This window comes from Pseudoalteromonas obscura, from assembly GCF_030135505.1.
Lineage (GTDB): Bacteria > Pseudomonadota > Gammaproteobacteria > Enterobacterales > Alteromonadaceae > Pseudoalteromonas > Pseudoalteromonas obscura.
Map to the genome: position 1 here is coordinate 24,180 of NZ_JASJUT010000008.1, position 19,137 is coordinate 43,316.

Below are 19,137 nucleotides of genomic sequence, written 5' to 3' on the forward strand. Positions count from 1 at the left end.
ACAATGCGGAATGCATACACAAACCGCATTATAGAAATGAGCCTTTAATTTACCTGGAAATATAGTGGAGGATTAAATGAATTAAGTGCGCGGTCCTCAATAATTTGCCCACTCTTAAGGTTTCTATTTGCTGTCGATAGCCACGACTGTACAACACCATTTATTTTTACAGCGACCGCAACGTCATTGCCTAAAGCGCCAACATCAGTACATAATTTAACTTGCAGTCTCTCATCTTCCCCCTGCCAAGCGCACTGCAGTAACACCTCTTCAACCCCGTCCACAATCCGCTTTTTAGGGTAAGGTCTAAAATAAATAGGATCTGTATCACACGCGGTTGAAGACGGCGCTTCAACCACCGCATTCCCGTCACCAAACAAGTCTAGCGCACTACTATTAAAGTACATTGCACACTGGTTGGAACCACTGGCTTGTATTTTCGTGGCTACCGGGTGGTTGACTAATTGGCCTTTAATATCTTTGCAATACAAACGATGAAAGTTACTTTCCCCTTTTTCCCATTTGCACTCTAAGAGTGTTTCCTCTATGCCATCAACAAGCTGTGTTTGGGGTGCCGGTTGAAAGGTAGCTGAATAACTATAACAAGCTGATTTTGATCCTGAGACCTGAATACTTCCCTTCAATTCCGTTCGATAACCGTCATACCAACTTATGGTACAAAGATTATGACTGGGTATATTCACTCGATTTGCGATTAGTATATCTGGTTTACTTGCATCCACTGGATTGCTGCAAAGTTGGCTTTCCCATGTGCCCAATTCATTTTGATTATCAAGCTGCCAGTAGCAAGATAACGGAGCACTCTGTGCAAATGCAGATCCAGCACTAGCGCCAATTATCCATGCTGATACTTTTAAAAAACGGCTTAAGTTAATTTTCATTCTAATTGTCCTTTTCGATGAAGTTTATTTTATGTGTAGAGTGTTAACTTGGATGCATACTAACAGCGAAAAACTTGAATAGATACAAGCGACAACAGTTATTTACAATCAATAACGTGACACTACAGACGACAAACTTCTTTTACTAAAAAAGAGCTTTAAATACCTATTATTCATAATTTATACAGGTTGGAGGTGGGGGGATGTAGCAAGAACCGTTACAACTGAAAATAATTAGAGAGTCTATCCAAAAAAGTCAGGGATGAACCTTCCTTCCAAACTTGTATATCAGCTATCTAGAAGTTTTTTCCATTAGACAAAATGTTTTGTGAAGCTTATCACTTTGCTCTGCGTTATTGCTTGAAAGCGCACAAGCTTTTCCAGTCGTCTATGGACAAGCCTACCCAATATATGGGGTAATCTCAAAATATCGCCAGAGACAACTCCGGGCCTCAAGCGTTTAGCGCGGATTTAAGTACTATAGAACTAGCTGGGGGCTAGCGAAAACCCAACCCCCTGTATTGACTCCATGCCAGCAAATGAAGCCACTAGCCAATGTTAACCCTATGCTCTTTGGCTTTTCGAGCGTCTATTAAAACTTTTAGGTTAAACAGTGCTTGCTCACCTGCACGTTTACCATTTTCATGCAGCCGTGCTTTTTGAGCCTCAGTTAAATCAAAATCTAATGTGCCACATTGTTTGTCTTCCACAGGCTCTGCTAGCAATTCATCTAACATACTTTGCAGTTCATTTATTGATTGATCTATCGCATCGATATGTTGGTTAAAAAGCTTCGCATCACTATCACCTTGTGGCAGTGCATTAAACTTATTGATAAGCTGATTTTTTACTGAATCAAGGATCGCTATCTCTTTATCCAACTCAGCCTTTTGTTCAGCAAGTTTAATACGTTTTTGCTGAACTAGTTCAGGATCATCAATCTGCATTGTTAAACTGATGTCATTCACAACCAGTTTGTTACGCAGATAGTGTTCCATAAACTTATCGTGTGCATCGGTTAAGGTATTTACATGAGCCAGTATGAAAGGCAATATCCGCTGACTTCTTGCAACCAAATGTGACTCTTCCCCAAGCTTAAAACCACAAATTGGAATATCATCATCGTCGTCAATGAAAGACGCAACTGGGAAATTAGATAACATACCGCCATCGACTAACTGGTGTAGTTCATTTGTTTGTGGGTTTTCTAGTAAAACCGTTTGAAAAACAAGCGGAATACTCATACTTGCTCTTATCGCTTCAGCCACTGAGAAGTCCATGTAAAAATGCTCTTTTTCTGGGTTATCCTGATAGCCATAATCCAACAAGTCTTCAGGAAAACGAACCAGACGATTCGCTGAGATGTCCGCAGCCATCACGTGCAACTCTAGCGGCAGCTCACCAAAAGTTACTGGATTATTTAAGTCTTTGTTTTCTTCTGTGCGTAACTTATTCTGTAAGAGTGTTTCCATCTCGTGAATAAATGCCTTACCTTCAAACAAGCCACCGTGATAATACAGGCTTAAAAAAGAAGACAATAAGTTATCTTCGTTCCCTTCATTTTCTAACTTCTCAAGAATAAATTCAGGTAGGTCTTTTTTCCTTAGTAACCCCAGAATTAGCTCACGCAGCGCAACTCGCACCTCCTTTTTTCCAGGCTCACCTTGGCTATCAAAATAGCCGGTTCCTTTAAAGAACAACAGCATATGGATATTTTCGGTCAATGCTTCTTCATCAATATCAAATTGGCTTTGAACCGTTTTGGCTATTTGATTGGCTATTATTTTGGTAAACCAATACGTTTTCATATTAACTTCAATCGGCAGGTCGATTGCTGACTGTTGGTGTTCGCTTAGCTCATTGAATATTGCGTGGTACTTTTTCTTGAATGCAAGCTCTTCTTCAGAGCACAGCATCAGAGGATCGACTTTTAGTAGTAGCTGAGTGCCTAGATCTACATTTAAACAATCTATCCAACGCGTCACCCCTTGTTGAACATCCTCTAACTTCGCAATGTCCATGAGCTTTATCATGTCCAGATTGCCAACCACGTCTTTAAGCTCATTTCCTCTATAACCAGCGGCAAGGAGTCCAGCCGTAATCGCGCCAGCCGATGTGCCAGCGACCCCAGCCCAATCATATTCAGAGTCGATTGCCTGAACTGCGCCAGAAAAGGCTGCGCCTTTTGCGCCGCCACCATTAAAAACACCATATACCTTATCTCTCATATCTCTATCTCCATATTTCAATGACGTACGCCAGAAAGCACAGATAGCCAATGACTACCCACATACACCTTCAAAAGCGCACTGTTGAGTGTGATTTGATCTCCACTAATGTATTTCCACATAATTTAGAAATTAGCACTCGGTAAAACGGCCCGCCATTACGGTGAATAACATCGTTTTGGCTATGAACTCTGCCACAATTGAATAGCCTAGACTGAATCGAAAAAGTCTCCAATAAAGCAAGTTTTCTCTTTAAGGTTAAACTCTGAAAGTGGGATATCTGGCCTAATCAACTTATTTTTACGTCGTCGTGGCAAAAGAGGTTTTAAGACAGTGCATCATTGTAGATTGGCTTTCCATAGCACTGAACAAGTATCAAAAATGAGCAAATCGAGCAATAGTTACTATTACCTATCGCGCTATTGGTTTTTTAACGGGTGAAGAGTGCACCCATGATGTCACATGAATTCACGAGTCCAAGGTAGGCGTGTATTTTCAATACAAGAATGAAGTTATCAGCTCACATAATGGGTAGACTATTTTCCAAGCTAAGCGTCGCAGCCTTGCGACCAATTCAGAGCCCCCTTTGAAGTATCGGTGTCACCGAGTTCAACGGTACCTTAATTAAAATTACATAAGAAAATACTTGTGTAAAATGAGCAACAAACACAAACTTTCAATATTTACTAAACATTCTATATGTTCTAATTATTATATTGACAAGCAGATCCTGAATGGAATATATTACCGCGGTGAGCGACTTTCTATGATCTGTATCAATCCTAAGTAAAGGAAAATAAGATCTACATGAAATTGTCAAAGTTCTCAGTTTTAGCATCCTTCGAGATGTGGAGCCGTAAGAGTTCCACATAATCAAGCATAACTGGATACTAAAAAGCAGCCCTGTGGCATCGCTCCTCATTGTAGAAATTAATACGTAATAGCATGGAGATGTGCGATGGAGCATTGGTCAGATTCTTTCCCTTATATTTTTATGGCAGTCAAAGTCATTGCACTTGGCATAGCTGGCTTTTTTGCCGTTAAGTGGCACTTTGACCAAGACAAAAAACTGAAAGAAAAAGAGTCAAAAGAAAGCTAAAACCAGAAGTCGGTGAGGAAGGCACTTTATCAAGCCCTTTAAAGCGTGGGCATGTTCAATTTGGATTAGGTGCCTCCCAATACTTTTCAAAAGATAGCAACAAAGTTCCCAGCTCAAACACTTAGAATTGTGTTATTGCTGTTGCCATATTTCTATTGTTTCGACCACATCCCCACTGGCAAAGGCGCTATCAAAATTTTTCAAAGTAAATTCAGGCAAAAAGTGCTGTAACTCGGACATGACCTGCCATACACCTTTTGCACGCCCGTCAATAACTAGCTTATTGCCTCGGCTATCCACCAACTCCCAAATAGCAACAAATCCAACAACTGCATGATAGTGATAACTTATTTTAGTTAACTCCGATATTTCTAGACTTTCAACGACAAATTGATACTTTTTGCAAAACCTGCCGTCTTTTAAAAACACCTTTTCTCGTCGATATATCCATACAAGCCATGTAATTAGAATGATGGCAGCAGCTATAAAAGCCCAATACACAATTAAATCAATCAATGATCCACCCATAAACTTTCTACATTATCAGACAGCAAGCAAAGCTTTCAGTGTGTTCTCACAACTGTCAATGTCACTATTAAATACAATCTACACAGCCTAAATCAATAAATTTACGAATAACGACGTGGCACTCTTGAGTTTCGATTGTGAATACAAGACAATTTGACAGTCAATTGATAATGATTATTAATTGCAAAACCATTAAGAGGAGATAAATGGGAATGTCGAAAATATCTAATTTAATCAGTCGTACTTGGCCTTTGCTAGGGTTAGCCTGCCTCAGTGGGTTTTCAATTAACGTATTTGCGGTTCAAACTGATGTTCAAATAAGCACTGAAGAACGCGCGTGTATGTCACTACGCTTTGATGATTTTGCCAAATTGGACCGCGGAGAAGCAGCAACCAATGTCATTGAGTCACGCTTTGTGAAAGGGTATGAAATGAGCCCGAGCGAATCCGAATGGGCATATAAGCACAGCCGGCTTATGGGCGCACCAATTCCTAAGCTTCATAAAACGCTGCCAGACCATTGCCTTGTGCGCGGTTACGTCACACCAACTATTCGCTTTGAGCTTCGCTTACCGGCGCGTGAATTATGGAACCAAAAATATTTACTTAACGCCTGTATGGGCTTTTGTGGCGATGTCAGCCCCTACCCTCCCATGGCTGGCATAGTTAGACATTACGCCACAATGAGCCATGACGGAGGCCACACTGCATACGGCTTTGATGGTAAATGGGCGAGAAATAATCAACAGCTCAAAATTGACTTTGCTTATCGAGCTAATCATGTTGTTGCAGTTGCTGCCAAGGCCATCATTGAAAAATACTACCACGCGCAACCGCAATATTCGTTTATAACCGGATGCTCAAAAGGTGGTCATGCAGGTGTTATGGCAGCCAAACGCTACCCGAATGACTTTGACGGAGTCATTGCCAGAGGCCCAACGATAAACTATACCGACGTCAATCTTATTAACTGTATGGACAATGCGCGTGCTATTTTGAACCACAGAGATAAACCCATTCTATCTCCCCAAGACATTCCTTTGATAGCCAATGCAGTTATGACAGCCTGTGACGGTAAAGATGGGCTAGAGGACGGTATTATCAGTGACCCTAGATTATGCGCTTTTGACCCCCAAACACTGACTTGTCCGCACGGACAAGTAAAAGGGTGTTTGTCCCAGCAACAAGTTGACGCTGTAAAAGCCTTGTATGCACCATCTAAAAATGCTCAGGGGGATATCATTTATGGTGGATTACCATACGGCTCTGAACCTGAATGGATGGGATGGGTTGCCCCGCAATTATCGCAGCTGATGCCTTTTCACTACTATGCTGCAACCGAATATTTAAAGTATATTGCCTATCCAAAAGCGCTTGATGTCGATTACAACTGGCGTGATTTTTCATATCAAGATGAAAAAGAGAATCTGTCCCAAATCAGTAAATTGATAGATGCCGACGATCCAGACTTACGAGCATTCAAAGACCGTGGCGGAAAAATGTTGGTTATACACGGTTGGTCGGACGCTGCTATTCCAGCCTATGCGACGATAGATTGGTACGAAGATGTTGATGAGTTTATGCAAAGCCACAATCAAAAAGTCCGGGATTTTGCCCGGTTGTTCCTATTGCCCGGCGTGCTCCACTGTGGTGTCGATGGCCCTGGTAACGCCACATTTGATGCTATCAGTGCATTAGAGTCTTGGATAATTGGCGGTGTCGCACCAGATAGCTTGCTGACGCAAAAAGAAGATTCACAGGGTAACGTGATCAAAGAGCAGCCTGCCTATCCCTTTCCATTGCAAGCAATATATGATGGGAAGGGAGATCCAAATAAAGCGACCAGTTACCTACCGGGGTTCTTAAAGTAATCTATTAAATAACAAATAACGACGCAGATGCGTCGTTATTTGTTATTACTTGCAAGAAACTATTTTTCAATATGTAGAGGCTGCATGTTGCTAAATATATGGCTCACCTTAAATGACTCTCTCGGCTTTCCTTGAACCTTCTTAACATTGTGACATCCAAAGCAATTAACAGGGCCATCACTCTTTTTTGGAGGGGGTGGAGCCTGATGAAACGTTTCCATTGTGGCATTAGATAATGACAATGAACCACGGAAAATATTGTCTTTCGGATCTGCTGGGGTTTCATCATTTTCAGGAATTTGACCAGTAGCGGTCCAAATACTGCCAACTTGAAAGTAATTCGCACGTACATCACCCACCCCTTTTAGCAAAGGCAAAATTGAATGGTTCAATGAGATTAAATCGGTATTGCTCCTTAAAACATTGTTGCTCGAACTAATGGGTGCACTACCCCAAGGATTCTGCCGGATAACATTATTCTCTTGAATCACATTGGCTGTTGCAACGATATCACCTTTTTTGCATCTTTGATTGACACCGCATTTGAGCTTATCAGAGCGTTCTTTAGCGACAACCTGAAACTCTTGAACTTCTGTACTGGCCCTTGTATTTATTTTCGCAAATGTCCAATCACCAGAAGCGTCGAACCCTTGCTTTACAAGCTTCCCTTTGTCATTTAAATAATAAAACTTCTGATCTGGCGCGTTATCTAAATGTTCAAATGTCGCCCAAACCATTTCAGGGTGGCCTGTCACAGTGCCGACAACATGCATACCTACAAGAGCCAATCTCTTAACCAGGGCATCTTTTTGTAAGGACCATTTGGTTGTGCTTTTTCTATCGTAACTAGGGACCTTTGCATCAATAACTAAATATCGACTCGCGTCGACAGTACTGGCATCCACCCACGATGTTTTAATCTCCATCGCTAAAGTGTGACCATCTTTAAACCTGCGGCCTGCAAAGTTTTCAACTCGCCTTAATCCTTGAATTGTATTTGGGAATTCATATGCAATTTCAGTCCCTTTAAACTTGCCTTGATCTTGACCTGTTCTGTAATAAGCAAACACGTCGTTGACATTAATCCCATAGTAAGTCAATGATGCCTGCTGGGAAAGCAGCACACCATCACCTCCAGCTTGACCTGTGCTGCCAATTGGATCGTCCTGCTTTAAAGAACGAACGGAATAGCTATTGTTATCTTTATTCAAGGTGTTACTGACAAGCTGAAAATCACTTCCGACTTGAACAACATCAAAAAATGATGGCCCATCAAACACATAAGAACTCCCTACAGGAGAGGAAAGCCACAAAAACATTTGTGCTCCCCATTTATAAAAATCACAACGCTTATTGTTGTAATAATCACCGAAAACAGGGTTTAAACTATTAGCAGGATCAACGAATCCACTCTTTGAGATATTACCTTTTGCAAACCATTGACTTAGATCTGTTTTCGAAACCACACAGGTTTGTTTGACATCTGCCGGAATTTTCGTTTCAGCATGGCTGACTACACTTGCCAATGTTAGCCCTGAATACAGCGCACAAAGCGCTGGTTTAAATAGTTTTTTCTTCATCTATTTACTCCTTGTATCACAAATGAGTACTCACATAACTTTGTAATACTATACCCATAGTTTATTGAGCCGCATTACATATCGGGTTTGCTCACCCCTCATTTGCTTAGCTCTGTTTTCCGACCCAAACTGAGCATAAACCTCATTTCAAAGTAAAAGTATTACAGGGTGTTACAGTGAGAAACAAGCAAAGGTGGGGAAATTTAGACGAATCATTTAAGACAAATTTCGATAAATAAAGCTAGATATCCAATTTTCGTAGCAAAACACGCTGAAGTCAGCAAAAAATACGCGCACTCTAATTTGAGTACGCGTCATTTTATATATTAATCTGTTTAAAGCTTGCTCACATCGACCGTAAGCGATGTTAAGTGCTGACTAATTTTAGGGTTCACCGAGACCGATTTATTACCACCTAAGTGCTTAGCGAAAAACGCCTCCATAGCAACGATAGATGCAAGCTTATTGTCTTGCTGTCTAAACCCATGTCCTTCATCTTTAGCTAAAATATACTCAACTGGACGATTAGTTTTATATAGCTTTTTTGCAATCGTATCCGATTGGTATTGAGGGATCCTCGGATCATTTGCACCTTGGATCAACATAATTGGTGTCCTTATTTGGTCAACAAAATTAATCGGAGAGCGCGACTCCATATCTAGTCGATCTGAATCGATAAGAGGATCACCAACACTGGCAAAAACAGTTCCCATGTAAGGCCTATAATGCTCTGGAAAAGACTCTACCATGGCTGTGATACTTGAAGGGCCAACATAAGATATAACAGCACTGTAAATATCAGGCGTAAACGTCGCTCCCGCCAATGCCGCATAACCACCGTAAGACGCGCCCATTATCCCCACTCGCTTTTTATCCGCAATGCCCTGAGATACCAAATAGTTAACACCATCTGTCAAATCTTGTTGCATGGCACCTGTACCCCAGTTTCGATTGCCCAACTCAATAAACTTCTTGCCAAAACCAGTCGAACTCCTAAAGTTTGGCTGCAATACCGCGTACCCACGATTTGCAAAGAAGTGCGCAATCGGCACAAAGTAATCGCTCGAATAACCCCATTCATCTCTTGCCCATGGCCCCCCGTGGGGCAATACAATAGTAGGCAGATTCTTTTTAGCATGTTGTGGCAGCGTCAAGTAGGCTTGAATTTCGAGGCCATCCGTTGCTTTGTAAGTAATAGACTTCCTTTCGCCCAACAAGTTTGGATCAAAAGTCGGTGCTTGATTCAGCAAATCAGTCAAAGTATCTGTGCTGGTGTTATATACAAACTTTTCGTCCGGTTTGTTGGCATAGGACACTGTTAAATACCACTGGTTTTTATCGTGCTCTATTTTTTCAACTAAAACATCAAATTCGCCATCTAAATGGCCTTTGATTTTATTCAATGTTTTAGACGATTTACCATCAATCGGATAATTGCGCAGTCGTCCACCATAATACGAAACAATCATAGGTTGACCCTTTTTATCAAAGACAACATGATGTAAATCTGATTGGTCTTGCGGATCTTTATGCGCTGTTTTTAATTTGTTTGTAGCAAGATCTAGCTCTAATAGCTCTTTTTTGTCTCTGCCTTGGACACTGCCAGAAATAAATGCACGGTTATTACTGTGGTCGTAACTAATAACACTGACGTTTTCGCCAACCTCCGATTGAAATACTTTTGACCACCCCTCATTAGCTCGTTTGTAGACAGTAACCGAATTGTCTGGGTTAAGCTTTGCAGCGACAGCCGCATAGCCATTATCGTCAAGCTCCGCGGTATAAAACGAAATATCATTTTTTTGCACCAATTGTACAGCTTGAGTTTTAATATCCACATGGAATACATCCATTTGACTACTAATGTGGTTTGCCAATACCGCGATTTTGCTCGGGTTGTTCTTTACTTGTGCAATGAATGTATAATCAACGTCGTCATTGTGCGTCAGTCGAGTAACTTCTGGTTTAGCTTGTAGGTTATTTGGCGTAAAGCGCAGCGTAAATATTTGGTCATTTTCATTTCCTTCAAAGTCTTTGTTAAACAGTATCTCATTGTCGTTATCTGACCACACGAATCCATCGACACCATCTTCAAATGAAGTCAGTGTCACTGCACTTGCAAGTCCTTCACCTTGGCGAACCAGATGAATATTTTTTCCTCCATTGTTCATTTGTAAGAAAGCTATCCACTGTCCATCATTTGACAAAGAGACGTGGCTGATCTGCTCAGAACTAAACAAACTTTCTAGCTCGACCATCTCTTGGGCCTGCTGTGTTTGAACAGCATTCGTTTGATCAAACACATTGGTAAATTGACATCCCGCAAGTAAAAAACTTGAGCTGATTGCTGCGCTGATTAGCGCGCTTTTAAATAGCGATTGATTCTTTTGCATAATTAGGTGCTCCTCGGTAACTTTGAAAATATCATTACATGAAATAAAATTATTGTAAAACGATAATTTTTTACTTTTTTTCAGAAATTAATTTATGTGTGATATGATTCACCTCAGATAACGAGGTAAACCGTGGAGCATTCATGTCCCAAACAATCGAAAAAATTCAGAGAAGAAGTGGCACTATTCGCTTAGCTGTTATTGCAATCACGCTTTTGGTTTTGGCATTTAACTTGTACCAAATTGTGGTAAATAATCAGATCAATTATTTCGATAGTGAACTGTTTATGGTGATGTGGAAGTCTGAGAACATCAGCCAACTCGTCTTGTTTTTACTGAGCTCACCGATATTAATTTTTATCGTTGCGTCCATTTATTGGGTATGCAAGTTACTTTCGCTATTTGAGCAAGGGCAGTTTTTTAATCACGAGTGCTTTCGCTGTTTTATTAATTTTATCTTGCTGAAAATTGCCTCAACCATTTACTACATTGCGCTGACTTTAGGGATCGGATTTTGGCATAGAGCAGTATTTGGTGACGCCGAAGTCGTATTGACGATTGATTTTGGAGAGCTAATTACGCTGGGTTTATTGGCAATCGTGGCCTACCTGCTCAAAGCAGCAAAAGAAATCGAAGATGAGAACAAGGAGTTTGTCTAACTATGGAGATCATCGTTAACCTTGACGTAGTGATGGCAATGCGTAAAGTTTCATCAAAAGAATTGGCCAAAGCTATTGGCATCACAGAAGCAAATTTATCTTTGTTAAAGCGGGGTAAGGTCAAAGGAGTGAGGTTTGAAACTCTTGCACAGATCTGCAATTACCTCGATTGTCAGCCCGGCGATATATTGGTTTTCAACAAGCAAGATGAAGTCTAATTAGCCCTCTACAACGCTGAGCTGCTGCGGCTTTGCACATGTTGTGAATGTTTTTTATTCGTGACTTATTGGAGCTGAATTCGAACGCCAAAGAGCACTTGTTAGTCTTTGCTAAACTGCTGTCCTTTGGCGAGAACGTACGCAGGCTAATACCGCCGCACCTTAATATCGCTCGATAGTTTCACATCTAGCCCTTTTACGGCGTCACCAATTCGTTTGTGGCCGAGTACCCCTCTCTTTTTACAAGATTGCGCGCCGAATCATATTTGTAAAGATACTTAGCAACCCCCCGATTATTCTGTGAAATTTTCATTTGGGTATCATAGTATGTAATCGATTCCCGTTGGTTATATCGATCATATTTGGCGACAGCATAAGCGGCGTATTTACTCACTAACTTATCTTTTTCATCATAGAGTGAAATTTTGTGCCAATTTCCAGAATCATCAATGTTTTCATAGACAATTTTGGCAAAAAAACCGCTTGGTCCCAACACTAAATTTTCCTTCGCATCTCGGAATTCTTCTTTTAAAAATGTGCCGTTTTCATCAAACCAAAAATAGGCTGTCGCATATCCATTTGGTCCCTCCATGATACGCCCATTTTTATCATAGCCCTTGCGATATGTGGCGTAGTCATTGTTATCAAAAGCAAACCTAGCTTCATAAAACCCGTTGTGCTCAGGCACCACGGTTCCCTCCATATTGAGCCTAACCTCACTGACTCGCCGGCCTTTGGAATCCCTTTTAAAACGGTATTGTGCTACCCCTAACGAGCTCTCAGTCAATTTACCTTGTTTGTTTAGATGCTGGCGCAAGCTTGGGTATTGCCTCCCCTCAAAAAGGTATTTTACCGTGTATATACCTTCACGGTTGACAACTTGCTCCCCAGCGACATTGAAAAATGACCGTGTTACTGCTAAATCACTGTAAGAAAAGCGTATACAATGTGCACCAAAATTTGATTTATCACTCGGTTTCGAAAAAGCATAAAAACAGACGCTCGACGGCTTACCATTTTCTACCGCCACCTTGTATACCTTGAAATTAGCTATCTCTTTTTCATCAATGGGGTAAACAGGGCGAATTTCTCGTTCAGTATGGTCACTATCCCATTTTAAAAAATAGCCAGGTGTGAGTGGTTTAGCTGATACCAAAGGCATAAAAAAGAAAAATAGCAGCGTTATCACAAACTTCATATAGTTCCCTTTAGTTTTTTATTATTCTGATTATCTGAATTTTAAAGCTAAAAACCCCATATTAGTGGTAAAAAGCTGTCCAGTTAGCTCCGTTCTGATTGCATAGCTAGGTATGTGGAGGTTTCTAAATTTTATCTAGTTTACTTCATGTTGCTCTTTTGAAGCGACTAAGCGCGATGGCAATACCAGCTCCAACGGCAATGCCGACGCCCACACTATCAAAAATCACATCGCCAAAAATAATGCCGACACCTGCCCCCATCGCAATTGCTAGTCCCATATTGCTCGGTTTAATCGCTTTGTTATTTTCATTTTCAGCCATTTAAATATCCTTACTGCAAGTAACACAACAATGTATAAAACTTTATAACGCTTTACTGAGTGGAAAACAAGCTACAAAACGAACGGTTTATAATGAAACAGTGTTTATGTCTACCATTGATGTAAGTAAGCAGATTGAGAGGGAGATTTGTGAGTAATACCTCTTTAATACACAGAAAAAGCCCAGCCAGTAACTCCTGTTGAAGCAGTGTAATAAGTAGCTCCACTTGTCTTCATTCGTCTGTGTTCGTCGTCTCTGCGTTACGACATAATTTATCTCTGTAGTTATTAAAATCTTGCTCGACATTTTGCACAGACGCTATGTGCTCTTTAAATTCGTCCCGAAGTGTCTGTTCAATAGCGGCGTTTTGCATAAGCAACTAGCGTACAAAAAGCACATTTAACCATTTGATTATTGTAGTTACTTTATAATTACTCAGCCATCGATATGTTATTGCACACTCCAATTGAGTGTAATGGGCAATTTGGTGCTCAGAGCGTGTGTTACTCACCTTGTCTTCTAGCGTCCAGTGCAGCTTTAAGCTGAAGAGTCATAAAGACCACAACGCCCGTGATTAAAATAGCAAGTCGATAACTTACAATGGAAAATGTATCATCGGGTACAATTTTCATATATACATCTTCCCCCTCCAATGCGGTTAAATTCACCGGAAGAAAATCTACCAAAAATAAACACACACCCAATACGATCAAAAATACGCTTACCATGCGCAGCGCTTTTACCATTTTTATCACTCCTGAAATATTAAATCGCGCTACACAGTCATCTTTTCTTACTTCAAATCACTTTTAGCGCCTTGGATAATAACAGCAATGTAGAAGCCGGACCTGCAAACGGAAATACCACCTAAATAGACTAAGCGAGAATTCTAATGTAGGTTTGAACCTCGGTAAATGGCGCTTTCGGTATACCTAAACTGACTTAGCCAAACCGTATTAAACAATTTGCTTGCATGATGATTGCTAACCTTGAGTACCTTGTATTGTACATTTGTAGACGTTACTGGTGCTCGCATGCTTGAGCATTTGCTGGTTAAAACGCAAAGCATAGTCAACAGCTTGCTCAACCATTTGAGGATGGTTTGTACATATGCTACTGTCAGCCCCAACCCAAAGTGTCTTCCACTTGGTATCTAGTATCAGGCACTTAGACAAGGCTATACGTGCAAATCCAGGGCGTTCAGGGACAAAACCAGTTGCTACTGCAATGAACATCACGCCATCACGTTCATAACTAGCAGTCGCATCACTTTTCGCAGACTCTACATTATAGTTTTTTTGGTGTTTTTCAAATGAGCAATCAAGTGCAAATGCGAAGTTTGAAAAAGTTAAAATGAATAACACGCCTCGAAACCCAACACTTAGATAGCACAAATAGCGGACAATCATTTTTAACATAGAAGACCTTAATATAAGCAAAGGCTACGGTAACTCAATAGTTTGAGAAAAGCATGAGCCATATGTTATCTGCACATACTTACGCGGTGAAAACGATGATGAAGCCGCTACGTAAACAAAAAGCTCTTCATCACTATGAAAAGCCTGCTCAAGCGCAAGAGGCGCTAACAGTTGCCAACCAACTTTATCGCCTACAAGTAACAAAGCACTACTTGCCACATATGCATCAAACTTTGCAGGAAAAGTAACCGTGTAACTAGTTTGACTTTTGCCATAATTACTGGCTTTTAAGCTTAATATCTGATGATCAACCTTAGACAGCTCCTGCTCTGCTGTAGGACAACTAATATCCAAACTGAAAGCTGACAGTGGCCAAAGCGACAATGCAAAAATTAAAAACCTAACCATAAATTCCTTCGCGGTCTTTCACACGCTCGACAAATATCAAAAAGTGCCAAACACAGTATTCGCATCTGTATTCAGCGGCTTGCTTTGTGGTGGCTAAGCAACAACAGGCCATTTACTTTGGAGATATACTCCTGAGGTAAATCAATCAGCCCAGCTACATGCTTACCTCGGATCTCCCATAGCTGCTTCTCGCTGTTTGCACTAGCATACAGTGTTTGTGCCATATGAAACGGTACAATCTTATCATTCGAGCTATGAACAATTAACATTGGTATCTCAATGTCAGAAATTAAATCCGCTGCAATATATGGTTCAGTAAAAATAGCCCGAATCAAAGGCCTCACAATCCAGGGGGATGAATAGGCAGCTTCATCACTAAATGAAGTAAAGGTGCCTTCTGTAATTAGCGCATCGACCAACTCTGAGTGTTGATGGGCAACATAAATTGCGACCTGTCCACCGTATGATTGACCCAAGACCAAAACAGGTCGGTTTGACACGTCGCTTCGGCCTACCAAGTAGGTCAATGCGTTGCTCGCATCTTGTGCAACGAGTGAGTGATCAGCTGTGCCCTGAGAGTCACCAAATCCACGATAATCCATCATAAAAACCTGATACCCGTCATCAACAAGTGGCTTTATTACTTTATACCAATTAACCACTTTTGAACCGCTTCCTTGAAACGCAAAAATTGTCGCCTTATGCTCTGTTTCAGGCTTAAATAGATAATGTTTGATTTTGGCGCCATCCGATGCAGTCAATGATATTGCTTCAAATCTTCCAATATTCTGCTCATCGGGCCTATTATCAATTGGAAAGAATATTCCACTAAATGAGCACCCAGATAGTAATAACGAAAATACTAAGACTGAAAAATTTTTAGTCATGAAATTATTGCTCCCTGCTCTTTTTGCGCTCAGCCAGTGCGCTTAAAGTTGTAATTTAAATTCCTGCTTAGTTGCTTTTTTATGCACGTTCCGTAAAAACGTAGCACTCGTATATGAACCTAATTTATCTTTGCAGCCTTTTTCTGTAAATGCGACTGCATCGAAAGCTTCTGGGGATTTATTTTTAGTGCTTTTTGCAACTCACACCCCACGCTACAAGATCAAGTAAATCACCGTTCACTTCTTTCAAAGTGCTTCTCTATGCACCGAACGCACCCTAGCTTTTAATTAGCATGGCTAAATTACGGGTTTAAAACCCTAGGGTACTGTGTAGCCTAAACGATATGCATGCTCTAAATTGGCACTTGGGCAAAATTGTATAATACACAACTCGCAGCACCTACCAAATTACCAATACAAGCCTGTGTGTCAAGTGACTTAGAGTTGCGGACCAAAGTAAGCGTCTGTTTATAATAAATACACAACTATGCGCAAATAGATATGCTGATGGGTAGAAAAATTCGTCCAGTGGTTTACCTGTTTCAAACAAATAGTGAACCAATAAATCAGCAGCAATCCATTACATCCAGCACCTAATTTGCGCTCAAAATATAATAATGGATACTGCTTTTCTCTTTCCCTACATTTTGCACTAGGGAATAGAGTTAACCTTTATCAAACACTTACAGGTTTTTCTATTTGATTTTATCAAAATCTAAATTGTGTAATGACAGCTCATTACCCGTATAGATAATCACTTCTCTAGCACCAGCTCCCACACAGAGTTCGCGAAAGGCACGCTCCTCTACGGAACTCAATCCACCTTCAGTTTTCTCCATAGGTTGAAATATAATCCTTGGTGCCGGAGAAATACGCTGGCTTGTGTGCATTTCTTTCACGACGTGCTGAAGTACCTTTTCTGCGATGTAAAAGTCTGCCAACAAGACCCGTGGGTGAGAAAATGGATTGGCGACTATATATTTCTTTTTATCCAAATTTTTGCAGGCACTGCCTATCGCTACAACTTGTTTCGCGCCATTGGGTTTAACTTCAACTGCCAGTAAAGGCTCTTGATCATACACTTCTTTAGATTGAATGTTGCTGACTTTAATTCTATTTTCCCAAACTTGAATATAAAGGTCGTTTGAGAGCTTTCCTCTAATAAATGTAAATATACTCATACTTCAATATAAATCTAATGATTAAAGCGGATGTATTAAATATCGCAAGCGTAATTCACTTAATCATGAACCATCAAAAATTTAAAGATCGGGTATCGATTTCGCCAATAGTTAATCAACTAAAGCGCAGTGGTTCACTTTTAAAATGTGGCTTGATGATAAGACATCTCAAATAATACACGCCAACCTTTTGCCAGCCTTTCTTTTTCTAGTCACCTAACTGACTCTACTTTAAGGGTAAAACACTAGGGCTATAATAAGGAATTACGAACTAACCACATTCGATAGCAGCCTAACTAAAATTGGACTCGCGAAAAAGGCGATGATAACGATGTGCATTATATTTGTGAAGGCATGAACTCATAAAAAGCCAACAAAAGAGCAATGTTTGAGATGTGCCGACAAACTTTGTGTTCAAAATCACATGCGGCTATCATTGATGCGCGAGCTCGCCACTTGCTTTGTGGGATTATACTCTTTGTTGCTTTTGGTGATAAAGACATCAGTCGCGCTGATTATATATAAAGTGTCACCTTGAAATTGGAGCTCAACAGCAAGTTCAGTTGAATTTGGTTGTCACCTTTTTATAACTTTGTACTGAGCCAGATGGCAAACTCCGTAGATTTCTTAACAACCCAAAATATAGGTCTATATATATTCGAGTTGGAGCCCTGAGAGCGACCAAAGTCCCGGTGTTCCTGTTCATCAACTTTGATACTTAAAACAGCCTCATGAACTTCTTGGTCATGCTTTTCTAAAAAATCTAGCTGCCACTCAAGATGGTGCAATACTGTAGATTCAATCGAGTCTGTACAAACCCAAATAGCATTTCTGCCAGCTAAAGCGGTTAGAAAGCCAAGAGTAGCGCCCCCAAATGCCCAAAAAGATAATGCGTAGCAATGTCTAATATTCCGACTACTTAGGATCCGATCAAAGGTGTCAAAGTGCTTTTTCTCGTGGCTTAGCATTTCTTCAAGTATTGGTACAATATCTTGGTACAAATGGCGTGCAATAAATAACTGAGAGCGATAGATATTTATAGCTGCAAACTCACCTGCGTGATCTACTCTCAGTATTCTATCTACTTCTTTCATTTTTAACCCGGCTTAATTACATAATTTAGGCAGAGGCAAAGCTCTGATGCACTTTCGCTTAATTAATACAGGAAACATATTGAATTGATACCAAACCCCAAGCATTAAGATAGCGGTGTTTGGTATCAAGCTATTTGTTCTACCGTGGAACAATGTAAATAGCACCAGTAAGCTCAATTTTGACGCCATGGTGTATTGCAAATCAGCTAATTATTGCGATTTCTTCTTAGCAACGAAAGTTTTATTAATGATACGCCATTCATTTTGGCGCTTATACATGACCAAATAATCAATGTAATGTGTTTTAGGTGTATGAAAATCAAGTTTTACCATAGCCATTTGGTCGTCAACAATGTCAACAGACAAAATATTAGCTTCCCACTTGTCTTTGGTCGCTTTTTTGAAGTAACCCGAAAACTCGTCTAACGGTACCGATTTGATGCTTTCTTTGCCTGATTCTTTACTCTTTGTAATCATTTTTACATGCCCAAACTCTTGGTCAAATGCTTTGGCAAGCAGCTTTTGATCTCCATTTGCAGCGCCATTGAAGTAATTATAAGCCGTTTCGACAACAGCCTGATATTCTTTGCCTGTTATTGGTTCTGCATAACTCGCTGTAGATGCAACAAATGTTAAAGCAGCAACAGCCACGGAAAGTAATTTTATCATTTTAATTTCCCTATCAATTTATAGGAGTTTGTAATTGGTAAGCTAACGGATAAAACACCGCTATACTACCGTATTCGTTGATTTTCATGCTATCAAACAGGTGCAAAAAAATGGCTTTTTCAATTTCAATATAACCAGAAACTCCCACAAAAAATGGGAGAATAAAGTATCTACTCGTGCTTGTTATATCTATCCGTGTTTGATTTTTCGCCTTCAATTAGACTTAATTATTCTTGCAGTAATGTCAAAGGAATCAGATAAAGCCCCGCTTTTCCCGGTCAAACGTTAGCTTATTGCTCTTCGGATTTATGCTACAACCAAAAGTGGAATATTGAGCTGTTAGCGGGTTATAAAGGGTTTATTGGTTGCCACTGTTGCAAGTCATCTTATGTAATTCGCTTATTCGCTTTCTAAAACGGAAAAAACAGGAGGGTACCTAGAGATGAAATTGCCCAGCTAAAAAGCTAGGCAATGCGGTAAGT

At 40.3% G+C, this 19,137-nt stretch carries 19 protein-coding genes; 4 read left to right on the top strand and 15 right to left on the bottom strand.

The annotated features are described in order from the left end of the window. Positions 1–44 precede the first annotated feature (44 nt). Both QNM18_RS17300 and QNM18_RS17305 read right to left on the bottom strand, forming a co-directional pair. A complete protein-coding gene (locus tag QNM18_RS17300) occupies positions 45–902 on the bottom strand; it encodes a hypothetical protein (RefSeq protein ID WP_211008508.1) in 858 nt (285 codons plus the stop codon). Positions 903–1,450: 548 nt separating this feature from the next. Then, a complete protein-coding gene (locus tag QNM18_RS17305) occupies positions 1,451–3,130 on the bottom strand; it encodes a patatin-like phospholipase family protein (protein ID WP_284137932.1) in 1,680 nt (559 codons plus the stop codon). Between the two features lie 958 nt (positions 3,131–4,088). Between QNM18_RS17305 and QNM18_RS17310 the strand changes: the two genes are divergently transcribed. Then, entirely contained in the window at positions 4,089–4,229 is a 141-nt protein-coding gene (locus tag QNM18_RS17310) for a hypothetical protein (protein WP_023398012.1), read from the top strand. A gap of 132 nt (positions 4,230–4,361) precedes the next feature. Here QNM18_RS17310 and QNM18_RS17315 read toward each other — a convergent pair whose 3' ends face one another. Continuing rightward, positions 4,362–4,745: a hypothetical protein gene (locus QNM18_RS17315; protein WP_211008506.1), complete on the bottom strand. Its 384-nt coding sequence runs from the start codon at positions 4,743–4,745 to the stop codon at positions 4,362–4,364. Positions 4,746–4,969: 224 nt separating this feature from the next. Here QNM18_RS17315 and QNM18_RS17320 point away from each other — a divergent pair, with 224 nt between their 5' ends. After that, on the top strand, positions 4,970–6,628 hold the full coding sequence (locus QNM18_RS17320; RefSeq protein WP_284137933.1) for a tannase/feruloyl esterase family alpha/beta hydrolase: 1,659 nt from the start codon (positions 4,970–4,972) through the stop codon (positions 6,626–6,628). A 59-nt stretch (positions 6,629–6,687) separates the two neighbouring features. Here the strand turns inward: QNM18_RS17320 and QNM18_RS17325 are convergent, their stop codons facing one another. After that, positions 6,688–8,208 (bottom strand): hypothetical protein, encoded by a 1,521-nt coding sequence (locus QNM18_RS17325; RefSeq protein ID WP_284137934.1) that lies wholly within the window; start codon positions 8,206–8,208, stop codon positions 6,688–6,690. A 335-nt stretch (positions 8,209–8,543) separates the two neighbouring features. Continuing rightward, positions 8,544–10,601: a S9 family peptidase gene (locus QNM18_RS17330; RefSeq protein WP_284137935.1), complete on the bottom strand. Its 2,058-nt coding sequence runs from the start codon at positions 10,599–10,601 to the stop codon at positions 8,544–8,546. A 143-nt stretch (positions 10,602–10,744) separates the two neighbouring features. On the opposite strand from QNM18_RS17330, the gene QNM18_RS17335 reads away from it, so the two are divergent. Further along, positions 10,745–11,260 (top strand): DUF2975 domain-containing protein, encoded by a 516-nt coding sequence (locus QNM18_RS17335; protein WP_284137936.1) that lies wholly within the window; start codon positions 10,745–10,747, stop codon positions 11,258–11,260. Between the two features lie 2 nt (positions 11,261–11,262). Beyond that, the gene (locus QNM18_RS17340) at positions 11,263–11,478 is read left to right on the top strand and encodes a helix-turn-helix domain-containing protein (RefSeq protein WP_211008501.1); all 216 of its coding nucleotides are present in this window, start codon (positions 11,263–11,265) and stop codon (positions 11,476–11,478) included. A 196-nt stretch (positions 11,479–11,674) separates the two neighbouring features. Here the strand turns inward: QNM18_RS17340 and QNM18_RS17345 are convergent, their stop codons facing one another. The 10 genes from QNM18_RS17345 to QNM18_RS17390 all read right to left on the bottom strand — a co-directional run bounded on the left by QNM18_RS17345 (position 11,675) and on the right by QNM18_RS17390 (position 18,655). Then, complete coding sequence (locus QNM18_RS17345; RefSeq protein WP_211008500.1) at positions 11,675–12,676, bottom strand: hypothetical protein; 1,002 nt, start codon at positions 12,674–12,676, stop codon at positions 11,675–11,677. A 145-nt stretch (positions 12,677–12,821) separates the two neighbouring features. Continuing rightward, complete coding sequence (locus QNM18_RS17350) at positions 12,822–12,998, bottom strand: hypothetical protein (RefSeq protein ID WP_023398020.1); 177 nt, start codon at positions 12,996–12,998, stop codon at positions 12,822–12,824. Positions 12,999–13,230: 232 nt separating this feature from the next. Further along, a complete protein-coding gene (locus QNM18_RS17355; RefSeq protein WP_284137937.1) occupies positions 13,231–13,371 on the bottom strand; it encodes a hypothetical protein in 141 nt (46 codons plus the stop codon). Positions 13,372–13,501: 130 nt separating this feature from the next. Next, a complete protein-coding gene (locus QNM18_RS17360) occupies positions 13,502–13,744 on the bottom strand; it encodes a hypothetical protein (RefSeq protein ID WP_284137938.1) in 243 nt (80 codons plus the stop codon). 237 nt (positions 13,745–13,981) lie between these two features. Next, entirely contained in the window at positions 13,982–14,416 is a 435-nt protein-coding gene (locus QNM18_RS17365; RefSeq protein ID WP_284137939.1) for a hypothetical protein, read from the bottom strand. 24 nt (positions 14,417–14,440) lie between these two features. After that, positions 14,441–14,824, bottom strand: coding sequence for a hypothetical protein (locus tag QNM18_RS17370; protein WP_211008497.1), 384 nt, complete (start codon positions 14,822–14,824; stop codon positions 14,441–14,443). Between the two features lie 71 nt (positions 14,825–14,895). Further along, entirely contained in the window at positions 14,896–15,711 is an 816-nt protein-coding gene (locus QNM18_RS17375; RefSeq protein WP_284137940.1) for an alpha/beta hydrolase, read from the bottom strand. Between the two features lie 695 nt (positions 15,712–16,406). Further along, the gene (locus QNM18_RS17380; RefSeq protein ID WP_211008495.1) at positions 16,407–16,892 is read right to left on the bottom strand and encodes a rod shape-determining protein; all 486 of its coding nucleotides are present in this window, start codon (positions 16,890–16,892) and stop codon (positions 16,407–16,409) included. A 584-nt stretch (positions 16,893–17,476) separates the two neighbouring features. Beyond that, positions 17,477–17,986 (bottom strand): demethoxyubiquinone hydroxylase family protein, encoded by a 510-nt coding sequence (locus tag QNM18_RS17385; RefSeq protein WP_284137941.1) that lies wholly within the window; start codon positions 17,984–17,986, stop codon positions 17,477–17,479. Between the two features lie 210 nt (positions 17,987–18,196). After that, positions 18,197–18,655: a nuclear transport factor 2 family protein gene (locus QNM18_RS17390; RefSeq protein WP_284137942.1), complete on the bottom strand. Its 459-nt coding sequence runs from the start codon at positions 18,653–18,655 to the stop codon at positions 18,197–18,199. Positions 18,656–19,137 lie beyond the last annotated feature (482 nt).